Source organism: Agrobacterium sp. rho-13.3 (assembly GCF_033957765.2).
Lineage (GTDB): Bacteria > Pseudomonadota > Alphaproteobacteria > Rhizobiales > Rhizobiaceae > Agrobacterium.
Window position 1 is genome coordinate 809054 of the sequence record NZ_CP192775.1, and the last position, 15410, is coordinate 824463.

Genomic DNA, 15410 nt, shown 5'->3' on the forward strand with positions numbered 1-15410 from the left:
TGCAAATTTCGCTTGTAGATTGGAGTTGCGCCCGTCAGCTTAGTTAGCAACAAGTAGAAAAGGCGATTCTATAACGCCTCATATTCGAATTCATGGCAGGGAGGAAATTCCATGAAAGTCGTTCTTACTACCGTAATCACCGCGGCAACCGCTATGCTGATGGCGTCAAGTGCACTCGCCGCAACAGAAATCCAGTGGTGGCATGCCATGACTGGCGCAAACAACGAGGTTGTCGAGCAACTTTCGAAAGAGTTCAACGAGAGCCAGTCGAACTACAAAATCCTGCCCGTTTTCAAAGGCACCTACGCGGAAACCCTGAATGCGGGCATTGCCGCCTTCCGCGCCAAACAGCCACCGGCGATCATTCAGGTGTTTGATGCAGGCAGCGGCGTGATGATGGGCGCGCAGGGCGCTATCGTACCCGTTGCCGATGTGCTGGAAAAAGGCGGCTTCAAATTCAACAAGGCCGACTATCTGCCCGGCATCGTGTCTTATTATTCGAAGCCAGATGGCACGATGCTGTCCTTCCCTTACAACTCCTCGTCGCCGATCCTCTATTACAACAAGGATATCTTCAAGAAGGCCGGGCTGGACGCTGAAAACCCGCCAAAGACATGGCCCGCCGTGTTTGAGGCTGCCAAGAAAATCAAATCCAGCGGCGCTGCCCCTTGCGGCTTTACATCCACATGGCTGACCTGGATTCAGACCGAGAATTTCGCTGCGTGGAATAATCTGTCCTATGCGAGCGAAGAAAACGGTCTTGCCGGCACGAATGTGAAACTGGCTTTCAACGCTGAACCTTTCGTCAAACACTTCCAGTCGATTGCCGATCTCGCCAAGGATGGCACGTTCCGTTATGGCGGGCGCACGTCTGAGGCAAAACAGCTCTTCACCTCCAGCGAATGCGGCATTCTGACGGAATCGTCCGGCGGTCTTGGCGATATCGTCAAGAGCGGCATGAATTACGGCATTGGACAATTGCCCTATTATGAAGGTGAAGGTCGTCCGCAAAACACCATTCCGGGCGGCGCAAGCCTTTGGGTATTTGGCGGCAAGTCTCCAGAAGAATACAAGGGAACGGCCGAATTCTTCCACTTCCTCTCGCAAACCAAAATCCAGGCTCGTCTACATCAGGTATCCGGCTACATGCCTGTGACCTTGGCGGCCTATGATGACACTAAGAAATCCGGCTTCTACGAGAAGAACCCTGCGCGCGAAACACCTCTGCTTCAAATGATGGGCAAGGCACCAACGGCCAATTCCAAGGGTGTTCGTCTCGTCAACCTGCCGCAAGTACGCGACATCATGAACGAGGAATTCGAGTCCATGCTTGCAGGAAAGCAGGATGCGAAGGCAGCACTCGACAAGGCAGTGGAACGCGGCAACGCTGCCATTCAGCAAGCCATCGGCAACTAACGCAAAACCGGCTGTCCTCGTTTAAAAAACGAGAACAGCCGTATTGCATGAGAGTGGCGCAAAACGCGGGATCGCCTGCGCCACTCGATGTTTTTGTTTGAACGTCGGACCAACTCTGTTCACATTTTTAGGTTCGATGCTCCAAAGGAGGCCGCCTTGCAAAGCGTTGTCTTTCCCAACAAAATTCTTCCCTATTTTCTGGTCGCACCGCAGATCATTCTGACGGTCGTGTTCTTTTTCTGGCCGGCAAGTCAGGCACTTTATCAATCTGCCATGCGAGAAGATCCTTTTGGTCTTCAGAGCGCATTCGTGGGATTCGCCAATTTTTCTGCCATCCTGTCTGATCCAAACTATTTGCACGCGCTGAAAGTCACGGTGATTTTCAGTGTCGCCACGGCGCTGCTCTCCATGGGCGTTGCGCTTTTGTTGGCGACAGCAGCCGATCTGGTGGTGCGCGGCAAGGGTTTTTATCGCACAATGATGATCATTCCTTATGCCGTTGCACCGGCCGTGGCAGGCATGTTGTGGTTGTTCATGTTCAACCCGGCCATGGGCACTTTCGCCTATATTCTTCGCCGGAACGGCATCAACTGGGATCCGCTGTTGGACGGCAATCAAGCCATGGCGCTGGTGGTTGCCGCCGCCGCCTGGAAGCAGATCAGCTATAACTTCCTATTCTTCGTTGCGGGCCTGCAAGCTATCCCCAAATCCCTACTGGAAGCAGCAGCCATCGATGGCGCGCGCGGTGCGCGGCGTTTCTGGACGATCATCTTTCCGCTGCTGGCGCCGACGACTTTCTTCCTTCTCGTCGTCAACACGGTGTACGCCTTCTTCGATACGTTCGGCATCATCCACTCCGTCACTGGCGGTGGCCCTGCCAAGGCAACGGAAACGCTGGTTTACAAGGTTTATAATGATGGTTTCGTCAACCTGAACCTCGGCTCATCCGCAGCGCAATCCGTTGTGCTGATGGTCATCGTCATCGCTTTGACTGCATTCCAGTTCCGCTTCGTTGAGCGGCGCGTCCATTACGGTTGAGGGGAAAACAATGATCCAGAACCGCCCCGTCGCAACGCTTATGGCGCATCTGATGCTCGTTATCGGCATCATCATCGTCGCTTTCCCGATTTATTACACCTTCATCGCCTCATCGGCGACATCCACCGACATTCTTCGCCCGCCGCTCTCTTTGTTGCCTTCCGGGCATCTGCTGGAAAACTATCACGAGGCCATTTCTGGCGGCGTAGAGCGCGTGGTTGGTGTCAGCCTCGAAAGGCTGCTGTTCAATAGCTTTGTCGTAGCCGTCGCCATCGCCTTGGGAAAGATCGTCATTTCCTTCCTCTCGGCCTTCGCGATCGTCTTTTTCCGGTTTCCATTCCGCATGGGTTTCTTCTGGATGATTTTCATCACGCTGATGCTCCCGGTCGAAGTGCGCATTTTGCCGACCTACAAGGTCATCGTCGATCTGGGTCTTTTGAACACCTATGCCGGGCTGACGTTGCCGCTCATGGCATCCGCCACGGCAACATTCCTGTTCCGGCAGTTTTTCCTGACGATACCGGGCGAAATGGTGGAGGCGGCGCGCATCGACAATGCCGGGCCATTCCGCTTCATGCGCGATATTTTGCTGCCGCTTTCAACGACAAATATCGCGGCCCTTTTCGTGATCCTCTTCATCTACGGCTGGACCCAATATCTATGGCCGCTGTTGGTCACGGATCGCGCTGAAATGAACACAATCATAATCGGCCTGCGCCGCATGGTGGATTTCACCGACGCCTCGACCCCTTGGAATTACGTCATGGTCACTGCGATCCTGGCTATCATTCCTCCCGTTATCGTCGTGGTGCTGATGCAGCGCTGGTTCGTCAAAGGCTTGGTGGAGACTGAAAAATAATGGCAACAATTGAACTCAAAGACGTTCGCAAGGTCTATGCTGGCAATGTCGAGGCCATCAAAGGCGTTTCGCTGGACATTCAGGACGGGGAGATGATCGTTCTCGTTGGACCTTCCGGCTGCGGAAAATCCACCCTTTTGCGCATGGTGGCAGGGCTGGAAAGCATCAGCTCCGGCGATGTCAATATTTCTGGTAAACGCGTCAACGATCTGGAACCGGCAGAACGCGATATCGCGATGGTCTTCCAGAACTATGCGCTTTACCCGCATATGTCAGTGCGGCAAAACCTCGCTTACGGCCTGAAAAACCGCAACACGCCGAAAGACGAAATCGACCGACGCATTACGGATGCCGCACGCGCTCTGGAAATAGAACAGTTTCTGGATCGCAAACCGCGTCAACTTTCCGGTGGTCAACGCCAGCGCGTTGCCATGGGCCGCGCCATCGTGCGCAAGCCATCAGCCTTCCTATTCGATGAGCCGCTTTCCAATCTGGATGCGAAGCTGCGCGTGCAGATGCGGGTGGAAATTCGCCGTCTTCAACGCTCGCTCGCCACGACCAGCATTTACGTAACGCACGACCAAATGGAAGCGATGACGCTTGCTGACCGTCTTGTCGTGCTGAATGCCGGACGCATCGAGCAGGTCGGCACGCCAATCGAGCTATACGAAAAGCCCGCAACCAGCTTCGTGGCAACCTTCATCGGCTCGCCTTCCATGAACCTTTTGCCGCTGGATGGCGCGGTGTGGAAAGCGCCGGAAAACGGAACCATCCCGTCCCACGCGGCCACCATCGGCGTGCGCCCGGAAGACATTACCATCGCCAACAGCACGTCCAACAGCCCTTTCCAGCTTGCCGTTCAGGTCGCGGCCGTAGAACTGGTGGGCGCGGAAAGCTATGTCCACGGGGAAATGTCGGATGGGGACGCCATCGTGTTTCGCGTTCCGGGACGCTCGGCAATCGAGATCGGTGAAACAGTGACGATCACGGCTGATCCCGCCCGCTTCCATCTTTTCGACAACACGGGCAAGCGCATCTAAAGCCTGTCTCGCAAAAGTGTGCAGCGGTTTTGCGATAAAGACATGCGAAAAACAGAGAGTTAAAGCATGTCGCGTGAATCCTTTTTCGCGCAACATGTTTTAAGTCAGGCATTTCATAGTTTACGGATCATTTCAATGATGGCGGAGAAATCCTTATTGCCAGACCCGTCATCATTGAGCCGCTGATAAAGCGCCGCCGCCTGATGGCCGAGCGGTGTATTGGCGCCGCTGAGTTCAGCGGCATTTTGGGAGAGCAACAAATCCTTCAACATCAACGCTGTTGCAAAGCCGGGCTGATAATCACGATTGGCGGGCGATGTCGGCACCGGTCCCGGCACCGGGCAATAGGTTGTCAGCGACCAGCATTGCCCGGATGACACGGCGGCGACATCAAATAGCGACTGTTGGGAAAGCCCCAGCTTTTCAGCAAGCACGAAGGCTTCCGACACGGCGATCATCGATACGCCGAGGATCATATTGTTGCAGATTTTTGCCGCCTGCCCCATCGATGCGTCCCCGCAGTGGATGATGCGCTTACCCATGACCCGCAATATCGGTTCCGCTGCGGCAAAGGCTTTCGCCTCTCCACCCACCATAAAAGTCAATGTCCCGGCTTCCGCCCCCGATGTGCCACCAGAAACAGGCGCATCCAGTGACGGGCAGCCGTGTTCTTTTGCCAGTTCATGGGCCTTTTTCGTGCTATCGATGTCGATGGTCGAACAATCGATCAGCAACGTTCCCGCTGGAACCAGCGGAACAAGCTTGCTCCAGACAGAGATAACATGGTGTCCCGCTGGCAACATGGTGATGACCAGATCGCAGCCCTCTACCGCCTTTTCCATTGAAGCACATGGCGAAACGCCCTTTTGAGCCGCAGTTTCCAGCAAGTCCGGCACCAGATCAAAGCCCTGCACAACATGCCCCGCCTTGACGAGATTTGCCGCCATAGGCCCGCCCATGTGGCCAAGGCCGATAAATGCAATCGATGTCATGCCTTCCTCCCGTCCCGTATTGCTGCAAACGCTACATATGAAGTCCGTGGCCCAATGCCTTAAACGCGGCTTCCTGAAATGCCTCGCTGCGCGTCGGATGGGCGTGGATCGTGCCCGCAATATCCTCCAGCCGCGCGCCCATCTCTATCGCCAGCGCAAAAGCGCTTGAAAGTTCGGAAACGCCAGAGCCGACAGCCTGTATTCCTAGAACGAGGTGATTGTCGGCACGGGCAACGATACGGACAAAACCGCTTTCCGCCGCCATGGTCATGGCTCGACCATTGGCGCTGAACGGAAATTGGCCGATCTTTACGTCGATACTTTGCGCCCGTGCTTCTGCAGGAGAAAGGCCAGCACTGACCACTTCCGGGTCGGTAAAACAGACGGCGGGTATGCACCGTTTATCCCAGACGCGCCGCCCACCGGCTATAATATCCGCGACCATTTCTCCCTGAGCCATGGCGCGATGGGCCAGCATCGGCTCGCCTGTCACATCGCCGATGGCATAGATACCGCGCATGGACGTGCGGCACCGCTCATCGATGCGGACAAAACGCCCCGCCATGTCGAGATCGAGTTCCTCAAGGCCAAGCCCCTCCGTGCACGGTCTTCGGCCAACGGTGACAAGAATTTTGTCCGCAGGAAGAGTGCGTTGGTTTTCGCCTCCATCACTAATGACCAACCCTGTTTCTTGGTCATCAAGACCTTCCGCCTTCGCCCCGACCAGAACGTTAACACCAAGCTCAGCAAGCCGTTTCACCACCGGCTTCACCAGTTCCGCATCATAGTGCGGCAGAATTTGCTCGGTCGCTTCGACAATCGTAACCTCGGCGCCCATCTTGGCGAACGCCGTTCCAAGCTCCAGCCCGATATAACCGCCACCAACGACAACCAGCTTGCGTGGAACCTCGCGCAAAGACAAAACATCTGCCGATGAGAGAACCACGCCACCAAATGGCAGAACAGGCAGTTCCACGGGCGCAGAGCCCGTGGCAATCACGATGTTTTCAGCCCGCACGATTTGAGAACCCGTTTCGGTTTCGACCAGCACCGTCTTGCCGTCACGAAACTTCGCCGTCCCTTCAAGAATTTTCACCTTCGCCTTTTGCAACAGGCCGGTGACGCCGAGGTTCAGGCGGTCAACAATCCCGTCCTTCCAGTCCATTGTCGCGGCAAGGTCCAGCGTCGGTTGCTGCACGCGAATGCCAAACATTGCCTTGTCACCCGCCATATGCCGGACCTTGTCGAATTCGTCCGCCGCGTGAATGAGCGCCTTGGAGGGAATGCAGCCGACATTCAAGCAGGTGCCGCCGGGTTTGCTGCGTTCAACGATGACCGTATCTATGCCGAGTTGCCCGGCCCTGATGGCACAGACATAACCGCCCGGACCGGCACCAATGACGAGAAGCTTGCAACTTATCTCTTTCATATTGCCCTCAGCTTTCGATGAAGATCAATGCCGGCGTTTCCAGAAGTGCCTTGATGCGCTGAATGAAACGCGCCGCATCCCAACCATCCACCACCCTATGGTCGAAGCTGGACGACAGGTTCATGATCTTGCGCGGCACGAACTGGTTGCCATCCCAGACGGGGCGGATGGCGATTTTATTGACGCCAATAATCGCTACTTCCGGGTGATTGATGACGGGGGTGGATGCGATGCCACCCAGCGCCCCAAGCGAACTGATGGTGATGGTGGAGCCTGACAGTTCCTCACGCTGGGCGCTGCCATTGCGCGCCGCATCCGCAACACGGGCAAGTTCTGCCGCGCAATCCCATATCCCGCGTGCCTCCGAGTGACGCACCACGGGAACGACTAATCCCGCAGGCGTTTGGGTCGCGATTCCGATATGCACAGCACCGAACCGGCTGATAACACCAGCCGCATCATCAAATGTCGCATTCATCGCGGGTTGTTCCGCAACAGTTTTCACCACGGCAAGCATGAGGAACGGCAGGATGGTCAATTTGGGCTGCTCAGCTTTGCGACCCGCATTCATCGTGGTGCGCAACTCTTCCAGATCGCTGACATCCACCTCCTCCACATAGGTAATATGCGGAATACGGGAAACTGACAGCGCCATTTTCTCTGCGATCTTTCGCCTCAGCCCGGTGATCTTGATCTCCTCCACCGCCGTCTTTTTGGCCGAAGCGGCAGGTGCTACCAACCTAGGGCCAGAGGTGTTGAACGCATCGATATCCTCATGGGTAATACGACCCGCCGGTCCGCTACCTGCCAACTGCCGAAGATCAATGCCCGCATCCAGCGCCCGACGGCGAACGGCAGGCGATGCCAGAGGCTTCTGCGCCGGCGCTGAAACTTCTGAACGAACTGGTGCTTCTTTCACGTCAACGGACTTAGCCGGTGTTGAGACGGGTTTTTTTTCGGTCTTCACGACCTCAGAGACCGCAACCTCCCCCCCCTTCGTTTCAATACGAACCAATGGCGCTTTGACAGCAACCGTCTCGCCAACCTCAACGGCAATCCATGTCACAATGCCCGAAACGGGCGAAGGTATTTCAATCGTCGCCTTGTCGGTCATGACAGCGGCCAGAACCATGTCTTCGCGCACCGGATCACCCGGTTTCACATGCCATTCCACCACTTCGGCTTCTGCTACGCCCTCACCCACATCGGGCATTTTGAGCACATATTCCGTCATGGTCAGGCCTCCATCAGTTCGGTCAGCGCACGGCCGACGCGGGCGGGGCCGGGGAAATAATCCCACTCCTGGGCATGCGGATAGGGCGTGTCCCACCCCGCAACACGAATGACCGGCGCTTCCAGATGATAGAAACAATGTTCCTGCACCAACGACACCACCTCGGCACCGAAACCCGATGTCAAAGTCGCCTCATGCACCATCAAACAACGCCCTGTTTTGGAGACCGACTGGACAATCGTATCTAGATCGAGCGGCAAAAGGCTGCGCAGATCGATCACCTCGGCATCGATGCCAGTCTCTTCGGCAGCGGCCAGCGCCACATGCACCATGGTGCCGTAAGCGATGACGGTGACTTGTGCGCCCGCCCGGCGGATTTCCGCCTTGCCTATCGGAATCGTATAATGTTCCTCCGGCACCTCCCCAAGATCATGCTTCGACCAAGGAATAACAGGCCGGTCATGATGCCCATCGAAGGGGCCGTTATAAAGCCGCTTCGGCTCCAGAAACATCACCGGGTCCGGGTCTTCAATGGCGGAAATCAGCAATCCCTTGGCGTCATAGGGATTGGACGGCACCACCACCTTCAATCCGCAGACATGGGTGAACAGCGCCTCCGGGCTTTGGCTGTGTGTCTGACCACCAAAAATACCGCCACCTGTCGGCATACGGATGACGATGGGGCAGGTGAAATCCCCGTTGGAGCGATAACGGATGCGCGCCGCTTCTTGCGTAATCTGATCGTAAGCCGGGTACATATAATCCGCGAACTGGATTTCGATGCAGGGCCGAAGACCGTAAGCTGCCATGCCGATGGCCGTGCCGACAATGCCGGATTCGCTGATCGGTGCATCGAAACAGCGTGTCCTGCCATATTTCGCCTGAAGCCCCTGCGTGGCGCGAAACACCCCACCGAAATAACCGACATCCTCGCCAAAAACGACGACATCCTCGTTGCGGCCCATCGATACATCCATGGCGCTGCGCACCGCTTCGATCATGGTCATTCTGCTCATATCAATACCCTGCCTTCTGGCGCTGGCGGCGAATATGGGGCGGCATTTCGGCGTAAACGCCCTCGAAAATATCGCGCACGGACGGCTTGCCTCCAGCGTGCAACGTGCCGTGGCTTTCCGCCTCCCTTTGGGCTTCTATCACCTCGTCCGTGATCTCGGCCTCCGTTTGGCTGTGCCGTTCTTCAGACCAGACACCACGCACGATCAGATGATTTTTCAGCCGTAATATCGGATCGCCCAGCGGCCATGCCTCGGACTCGGTCTTGGGGCGATAGGCACTGGGGTCATCAGAGGTGGAATGTGCACCGGCGCGATAGGTCACATATTCCACCAGCGTCGGACCAAGGTTCATCCTGGCCCGCTCCACAGCCCAGCGCGCTACCGCATGGACCGCCAGATAATCATTGCCATCGACGCGAAGCGCCGGGATGCCGAAACCCAACCCTCTTGCTGCGAACGTTCCCGACCCACCGCGTGCAATGCCCTGAAACGTGGAAATGGCCCATTGATTGTTGACGATGTTGAGAACGATGGGTGCCTTATAGGTTGACGCGAACACCAGCGCCGAATGGAAATCCGATTCCGCTGTTGAGCCATCACCAATCCATGCCGCAGCAATTTTCGTGTCGCCCTTGATGGCAGATGCCATGGCCCAGCCCACCGCCTGCACATATTGCGTCGCCAGATTGCCGGAAACGGTAAAGAAACCATGCTCCTTGGACGAATGCAGCACCGGCATCTGCCGTCCATGCAACGGGTCTTCTTCGTTGGAAAAAATCTGGTTCATCATGGTGACAAGCGGATAATCATCGGCAATCAGCAACCCCGCCTGCCGGTAAGTCGGGAAGTTCATATCACCCTTGGACAGTGCTTTTCGAAACGCGCAACTGACAGCTTCCTCACCCAGATGCTGCATGTAGAAAGAGGTTTTGCCCTGCCGCTGCGCCATCACCATGCGCGCATCAAAAGCCCGCAGCCGCATCATATTGCGAAGCCCGACCAGAATGTCATCGTCCGAAAGTGTGCCAGCCCATGGCCCAACCGCCTCGCCGTGGCGGTTGAGAACACGGATAATGGAATAGGCAAGATCACGCATCGTTTCCGGTGCAGCATCGATTTCCGGTCTCGGCACAGCACCGGCTGCGGGTATTTTCACATTGGAGAAATCCGGCTGACCACCGGGCCGCACCGCAGGTTCCGGCACATGCAGGCTCAAACGCGTGGTTTCCGTCATCGCTTCACTCCCCCTGAAACACTGCCACTTAAAGATTGCGGGCAATCACCATGCGCTGCACGTCACTGGTTCCTTCGTAAATCTGGCAGATGCGAACATCGCGATAGATGCGTTCCACCGGATAATCGGCCATGTAGCCATAACCGCCATGAATCTGGATTGCATCGGAACAGACCCGCTCTGCCATTTCAGAGGCGAACAGTTTTGCCATGGATGCCTGCACAAGACAGGGCTCTCCCGCCTCTTTCAAAGCGGCTGCATGCAGCACGAGTTGCCGGGCAGCTTCGATGCGTGTTGCCATGTCCGCAAGCCGGAAGGCCACGGCCTGATGTTCCGCAATCGCTTTGCCGAAAGCCTTGCGTTCGCTGGCATATTCCTTTGCCGCCTTAAACGACGCCCCCGCCATGCCCACCGCTTGCGCGGCAATGCCGATGCGTCCACCTTCAAGATTGGCCAGCGCGATCCGGTAGCCCTCACCCTCTTCACCCAAACGCAGATCAGCGGAAATGCGCATATCGGTAAAGGCAATCTGGCATGTATCTGAGGAATGAAGCCCAAGCTTCTCCTCCACCCGCACCACCTCGTATCCCGGCGTATCGGTTGGCACGATGAAAGCACTGATGCCCTTTTTGCCACCGTCCGGGTCCGTCACCGCGAAAACGATGATGACATGACCGTTCTTGCCAGAGGTAATGAACTGCTTGGCACCATTGATGACGTATTCGTCGCCATCACGCCGGGCGCGGGTTTTGAGGTTCGAAGCATCCGAACCGGCCTGCGGTTCCGTCAGAGCAAAACCGCCGATCCATTCGCCGCTGCTCAGTTTTGGCAGGAAACGCTGCTTTTGCGCCTCCGTTCCGAATTTGAGGATTGGAACGCAGCCAACCGAATTGTGAACACTCATGATTGTCGAGCACGACCCGTCACCGGCAGCGATTTCCTCCAGCGCCAGCGCATAGGCCACAGCACCGGTATCGGAACCACCATACTCTTCGGAAACGAGCATACCGAGAAAGCCTAGTTCGCCCATCTCCCGCAATTCACTGCGCGGAAACCGGCTGTGACGGTCGCGCTCCGCGGCACCGGGCGACAGCTTTTCGCGCGCAAAAGACCGCGCCATATCCTGAATTTGTTGCTGGGATTCGCTCAGGATCATGCCGCCTCCAAAACAAAGGCGGCAGGCGGAAATCCAACAATACCGAAATCACATACAGTCACTTTCCACCTCCTTGGAAAGAGCCCGGTTTTCCACGTCACCCTCCTCCAAGGCTAACGTGAGTGAACGGTAACACTGTCAGCTCAAGGTTACAAAGGTATTTCGATTGACATTTATTGCCAATAACATACGTTTGATCCAACAATCGCCAAATCAATAGATCAAATGATCCACTATGGAACTCGATAGCTTCGATCAGAAAATTCTGCACGTTTTGGCAGAGGATGGCCGCATAAGCTGGCGCGATCTTGCGGTCCGTATTGGCCTGTCCTTCTCGCCAACACTCCGGCGCGTTCGCAAGCTGGAACAGCAAGGGATTATCCGTGGCTACACCGCCGTTTTCGATGAAAACCGGCTGCTCGGCACAATGGGCGTCTTCATTTCAGTGACGCTGGAACGGCAGATCAAGGATGCGCTCGTCACCTTCGAACACAGCGTCGCCTCCATGCCGGAGGTGGTCGGCGGTTATCAAACCAGCGGCAGCTCGGATTACCTTATCCACGCCATGGTGCGCGATCTTCCACATTATCAACAACTCCTGGATTTTCTAACCACCGTGCCCGGCGTGGCGCGCATCCAGACCAATTTTGCCACGAAAACATTCGTCAGACGGTCAGCGGCCTTTACCGGCTGAAAGCGCAGTCGTCACTCTTGCGGTGGAAACTGCATCGCAATCGCTTTTACCTCGCCAGCCCACGCATGACGCGCTTCCGCCGTGGTCAGGTTATGGTCGGCATCAGGAATAAACACGATGCGCGGGTTACCGTAACGACTGGTCAGCAGCCGTCCACGCGGACCGAAATTGGTTTCCAGCATGGCCGCACCCACATCGCCCTCGGTGAAGACAATCGACATACGAGTATCATTGGCAGCGATGGCCTTGAAGTCCTGCGATAGCGCTTTGAACCGCGACGACAGAAACGGAAAGCGCACCATGATGGGCGTGGTGAACGAAATCGCTTTACCGACGATCATCGCCCACAGGTTCACGATGCCGTTTTTAACCCGAACCTCGCCACGCAGTACCCTGCGCCAGAACCCGCCACACAAAAGTTTTGCGCCATAACTCGCCAAAGGTTGGCGTGATGAAATCAGCATGGCTTCAATGTCCAAACCGGGTGGAACATAGAAGTCGAACACATTCACAGGCACAACGCCACTGAAACGCTTATCCCGCACACCGCTTCTGAACGCCGTCCAGCCACCGCTGCATCGGCCCGTAATAACCACCGGGAACATTCGCTTTTCCTGAAGAAAATCCATGGCGGCATCGACATCCGCAAACTGTTCATCGCCATACATGATCTGTTCGGACCGGGCAGAAACCGCTGGGCTGTCAGCAATATTGGCAATATCAAACCGCAAGCTGGCGATGCCAGACCGCGCCAGATCCCTGCACAGTTGCGCCGTAATGCGCCCCCAGCCGGAAGCACGCTCATAACCGGTTGGAAGCACAAGAACGGTCGCGCCCGTGCGCGGACCCACAGGCTCTGACAACACACCGTAGAGACGGTTTGCCTCGCCAAACCGCACCGGCGTTTCCCGAAAACCCACGCCCTCCAATGCCGTTGCCGACGGCGCTGGCGGTCTCACGGCTCTGTCGCTGTTCGTTGGTGTCTGCGTCGCGATGCCGCTTGCCCATTCCACCAAGGTGTCGATGGCAGCAATAGGTGGGACAGAAAACAGGACATCGCGGATAAACCGATCATACCCTTCGAAAATCTGAGAACGATCATTCACACCCAGTGTCTGGATATGATCTGCAAATGAGATATCGGCATGGCGATTTTCCTGCTGTAGCAGCAGAATATTGGGAGCCGGTGCAGTCGTCGCAGAGGCTATATTCAGGCCACGCAATCCACCTGCCACAGTCTCCGGTATTACCTGTTCGCCCATCGTTGGACCGGCCAAGGTGGAACTCGTTTGAATGGCGCCCTGATTGGCAATCCGGCTCAAGGCCACGAATTCACGCAACCAGTGACGGCCAGAAAGAGCCGGTGCTGCCAAGGCAAGGCCTGAAATATTGTCCATCGCATCTGCCGCACGCCAGGCAAGTGCACCGCCAATGCCATGGCCGATCAACACAATCCGGCTTGCACCGGACAATTCTTTCAACATCTTGGCGGCAGCGGTGATGGTGTCGAGCCAGACATTAAGACCGCCAGCATAATCGGGATGGTCTAGTGCATCACCAGTGCCGGGATAATCGAACCGCATGCTGGCCATGCCCTGCTTCGATAATTCAACAGCCAATCTTTGCCAGAATTTGCGGGCACACAGCTCTTCGAAACCCCAAGAGCTGACGAAGAGCACTGCAGTATCCGTGGCGGGCGATATTATCTCCGACTGAATATCATGAGGCGATGCCAAAGCATCGGCGGGCCTGAAAAGACCAACCGTATCTGCAAACGTAACAGGGCAATCAGCCGCGACTTGCGCACTTTTTCCCTCTACCTTGTGCAGATCGAACCCGGCATTCATATTTTCCCCTCCAATGGCCATCCCAACCAAAGTAACGCAACAATGCTCCATTTCGATTAACTAATGTTTGAAAACACAGCACCCAATCAATGCACTGCTCATATGCCACTTCAGGCAACCGTCTTTTTCGGTGGCTGCGCCCTTTCGGCAGCGGCCACGAGAATATCGTTGAGCCGCTGGTAATATCCCGATGCTTCCGATGTTCCGCGAAAGCCTTCGATCCCCGGGAAATGCCTGTTCCGCTCCAGCCACCAACGTTCTCGCCCGATGCTCAAAGCCCTGTCCAACGTGTCGACAAGCGCAGTGTCCTTGTCAGGATCGTAACACCAGCCGGTGCCCAAATCCCTCAAAATTTCCGGCGTACCACCACGTTCGGTTCCGATGACCGGCACGCCATAGGTTGCCGCTTCCATCAGGATAAGACTTTGCGGTTCGTGCCAGCGCGAGGGAACGACGATAACGTCGGCTACCTTGTAAACCTCTTCCGGCGGAACAAAACCGAGAAATGTCACTGGCGCATCCCCCACCAGAGACTTCAGATGCTGGACGTAATCCTCGCGCCCGCGCCCGGCAACCAGCAGCGTTGCATCATCTCGCAGCGGCAGTTTGAGGAAAGCACGGATCAGATCCTCGATGCCTTTTTCCTCTGCCAAAGCACCCAGATAGCCGAAGGTGAAGCGCTCGCTCGTGCCGCGATCTCGCCCCACCAGCGGCGCCTGAAACAACGCCTCGCTGCGATTGGCGTTCAGCAGCACATGCCAATCGGCTTTCGGCAACACGCCATTGCGGAGAAAACGCTGGCGCAGCGCATCACTGACCGAGATCACTGTAACGCCATCACCGCTGCTGGATTTGATGCGCGCCGTCAAAACACGACACTCAAGACAGGGTTTCTCGCAATTGCCGGAACTGCGGAACATGCTGGATTTGGGGCAGAGCAAGGCATAATCATGCAAATGCAAACACAGCGGAATGCCAAGCGCACTGGTCGCCTCAAAAATTGCCGGCTGCATTCTTGCGGAATTATGCGCGTAAACGAGATCAACCTTCTCACGCAGCAGCAGTTGTTTTACGTCACTCGCAGACGTAGCACCCAAGGCGCTGCGAAGATGCCAGAGCAGTTTGGCAAGCTTGCCAATCGCCGGTTTGCGTGGGCCGGGAAGATAACTGTTGTGCCAATTGACGCGCAACACGCGAATGCCGTCGCTGTTCGTGCTTTCACCGGGCGGGGCGATCTCATCGCCTTCCAATCCGAGGGAAAGAACAATCACGTCGTGATAGCGCGACAGCTCGGCAGCGCACATGCGCGCCACAATCTCTGCACCGCCCTCCTCCTGGGGTGCGAATGTTTGTGCGACGATACAGATCTTCATCGGTTTCGCTTCTTCTCCCTCACACACCCAGCGTCCGGCAGGGCCGCAAGGTGGTAACCCATACTATTTCGACAGGCGTAAA

13 protein-coding genes are annotated in these 15410 nt (G+C 56.2%); 5 read left to right on the plus strand and 8 right to left on the minus strand.

Annotated features, from left to right (window positions below):
* Positions 1 to 111: 111 nt before the first annotated feature.
* The 4 genes from ugpB to RMR16_RS18690 all read left to right on the plus strand — a co-directional run bounded on the left by ugpB (position 112) and on the right by RMR16_RS18690 (position 4353).
* On the plus strand, positions 112 to 1416 hold the full coding sequence (gene ugpB, locus RMR16_RS18675; RefSeq protein ID WP_320198811.1) for a sn-glycerol-3-phosphate ABC transporter substrate-binding protein UgpB: 1305 nt from the start codon (positions 112 to 114) through the stop codon (positions 1414 to 1416).
* 156 nt (positions 1417 to 1572) lie between these two features.
* The gene (gene ugpA, locus RMR16_RS18680; protein ID WP_320198812.1) at positions 1573 to 2454 is read left to right on the plus strand and encodes a sn-glycerol-3-phosphate ABC transporter permease UgpA; all 882 of its coding nucleotides are present in this window, start codon (positions 1573 to 1575) and stop codon (positions 2452 to 2454) included.
* 10 nt (positions 2455 to 2464) lie between these two features.
* A complete protein-coding gene (gene ugpE / locus RMR16_RS18685) occupies positions 2465 to 3313 on the plus strand; it encodes a sn-glycerol-3-phosphate ABC transporter permease UgpE (protein WP_320198813.1) in 849 nt (282 codons plus the stop codon).
* Positions 3313 to 4353 (plus strand): sn-glycerol-3-phosphate import ATP-binding protein UgpC, encoded by a 1041-nt coding sequence (locus RMR16_RS18690; RefSeq protein WP_320198814.1) that lies wholly within the window; start codon positions 3313 to 3315, stop codon positions 4351 to 4353. Before ugpE ends, RMR16_RS18690 begins: the two co-directional genes overlap by 1 nt.
* Before the next feature lie 113 nt (positions 4354 to 4466).
* On the opposite strand, the gene mmsB is transcribed toward RMR16_RS18690, so the two are convergent.
* From mmsB to RMR16_RS18720, 6 genes are read right to left on the minus strand one after another with little or no spacing between them, the layout of a single operon-like run.
* The gene (gene mmsB, locus RMR16_RS18695) at positions 4467 to 5345 is read right to left on the minus strand and encodes a 3-hydroxyisobutyrate dehydrogenase (RefSeq protein ID WP_320198815.1); all 879 of its coding nucleotides are present in this window, start codon (positions 5343 to 5345) and stop codon (positions 4467 to 4469) included.
* 31 nt (positions 5346 to 5376) lie between these two features.
* The gene (lpdA, locus tag RMR16_RS18700) at positions 5377 to 6774 is read right to left on the minus strand and encodes a dihydrolipoyl dehydrogenase (protein WP_320198816.1); all 1398 of its coding nucleotides are present in this window, start codon (positions 6772 to 6774) and stop codon (positions 5377 to 5379) included.
* A gap of 7 nt (positions 6775 to 6781) precedes the next feature.
* Positions 6782 to 8008, minus strand: a complete 1227-nt coding sequence (locus RMR16_RS18705; RefSeq protein WP_320198817.1) for a dihydrolipoamide acetyltransferase family protein — start codon at positions 8006 to 8008, stop codon at positions 6782 to 6784.
* Positions 8009 to 8010: 2 nt separating this feature from the next.
* The gene (locus RMR16_RS18710; RefSeq protein WP_320198818.1) at positions 8011 to 9024 is read right to left on the minus strand and encodes an alpha-ketoacid dehydrogenase subunit beta; all 1014 of its coding nucleotides are present in this window, start codon (positions 9022 to 9024) and stop codon (positions 8011 to 8013) included.
* 1 nt (position 9025) lies between these two features.
* Positions 9026 to 10258 carry a 3-methyl-2-oxobutanoate dehydrogenase (2-methylpropanoyl-transferring) subunit alpha gene (locus RMR16_RS18715; protein ID WP_320198819.1) on the minus strand — a complete coding sequence of 411 codons (1233 nt, stop codon included), beginning with the start codon at positions 10256 to 10258 and terminating at the stop codon, positions 9026 to 9028.
* A gap of 28 nt (positions 10259 to 10286) precedes the next feature.
* The gene (locus RMR16_RS18720; protein ID WP_320198820.1) at positions 10287 to 11414 is read right to left on the minus strand and encodes an acyl-CoA dehydrogenase family protein; all 1128 of its coding nucleotides are present in this window, start codon (positions 11412 to 11414) and stop codon (positions 10287 to 10289) included.
* A 235-nt stretch (positions 11415 to 11649) separates the two neighbouring features.
* Here RMR16_RS18720 and RMR16_RS18725 point away from each other — a divergent pair, with 235 nt between their 5' ends.
* Positions 11650 to 12108 (plus strand): Lrp/AsnC family transcriptional regulator, encoded by a 459-nt coding sequence (locus RMR16_RS18725; protein WP_320198821.1) that lies wholly within the window; start codon positions 11650 to 11652, stop codon positions 12106 to 12108.
* An 11-nt stretch (positions 12109 to 12119) separates the two neighbouring features.
* Here RMR16_RS18725 and RMR16_RS18730 read toward each other — a convergent pair whose 3' ends face one another.
* Together RMR16_RS18730 and RMR16_RS18735 are read right to left on the minus strand one after the other, a co-directional pair.
* Complete coding sequence (locus RMR16_RS18730) at positions 12120 to 13955, minus strand: alpha/beta fold hydrolase (RefSeq protein ID WP_320198822.1); 1836 nt, start codon at positions 13953 to 13955, stop codon at positions 12120 to 12122.
* Between the two features lie 110 nt (positions 13956 to 14065).
* Complete coding sequence (locus tag RMR16_RS18735) at positions 14066 to 15328, minus strand: glycosyltransferase (protein WP_320198823.1); 1263 nt, start codon at positions 15326 to 15328, stop codon at positions 14066 to 14068.
* Positions 15329 to 15410: the final 82 nt, after the last annotated feature.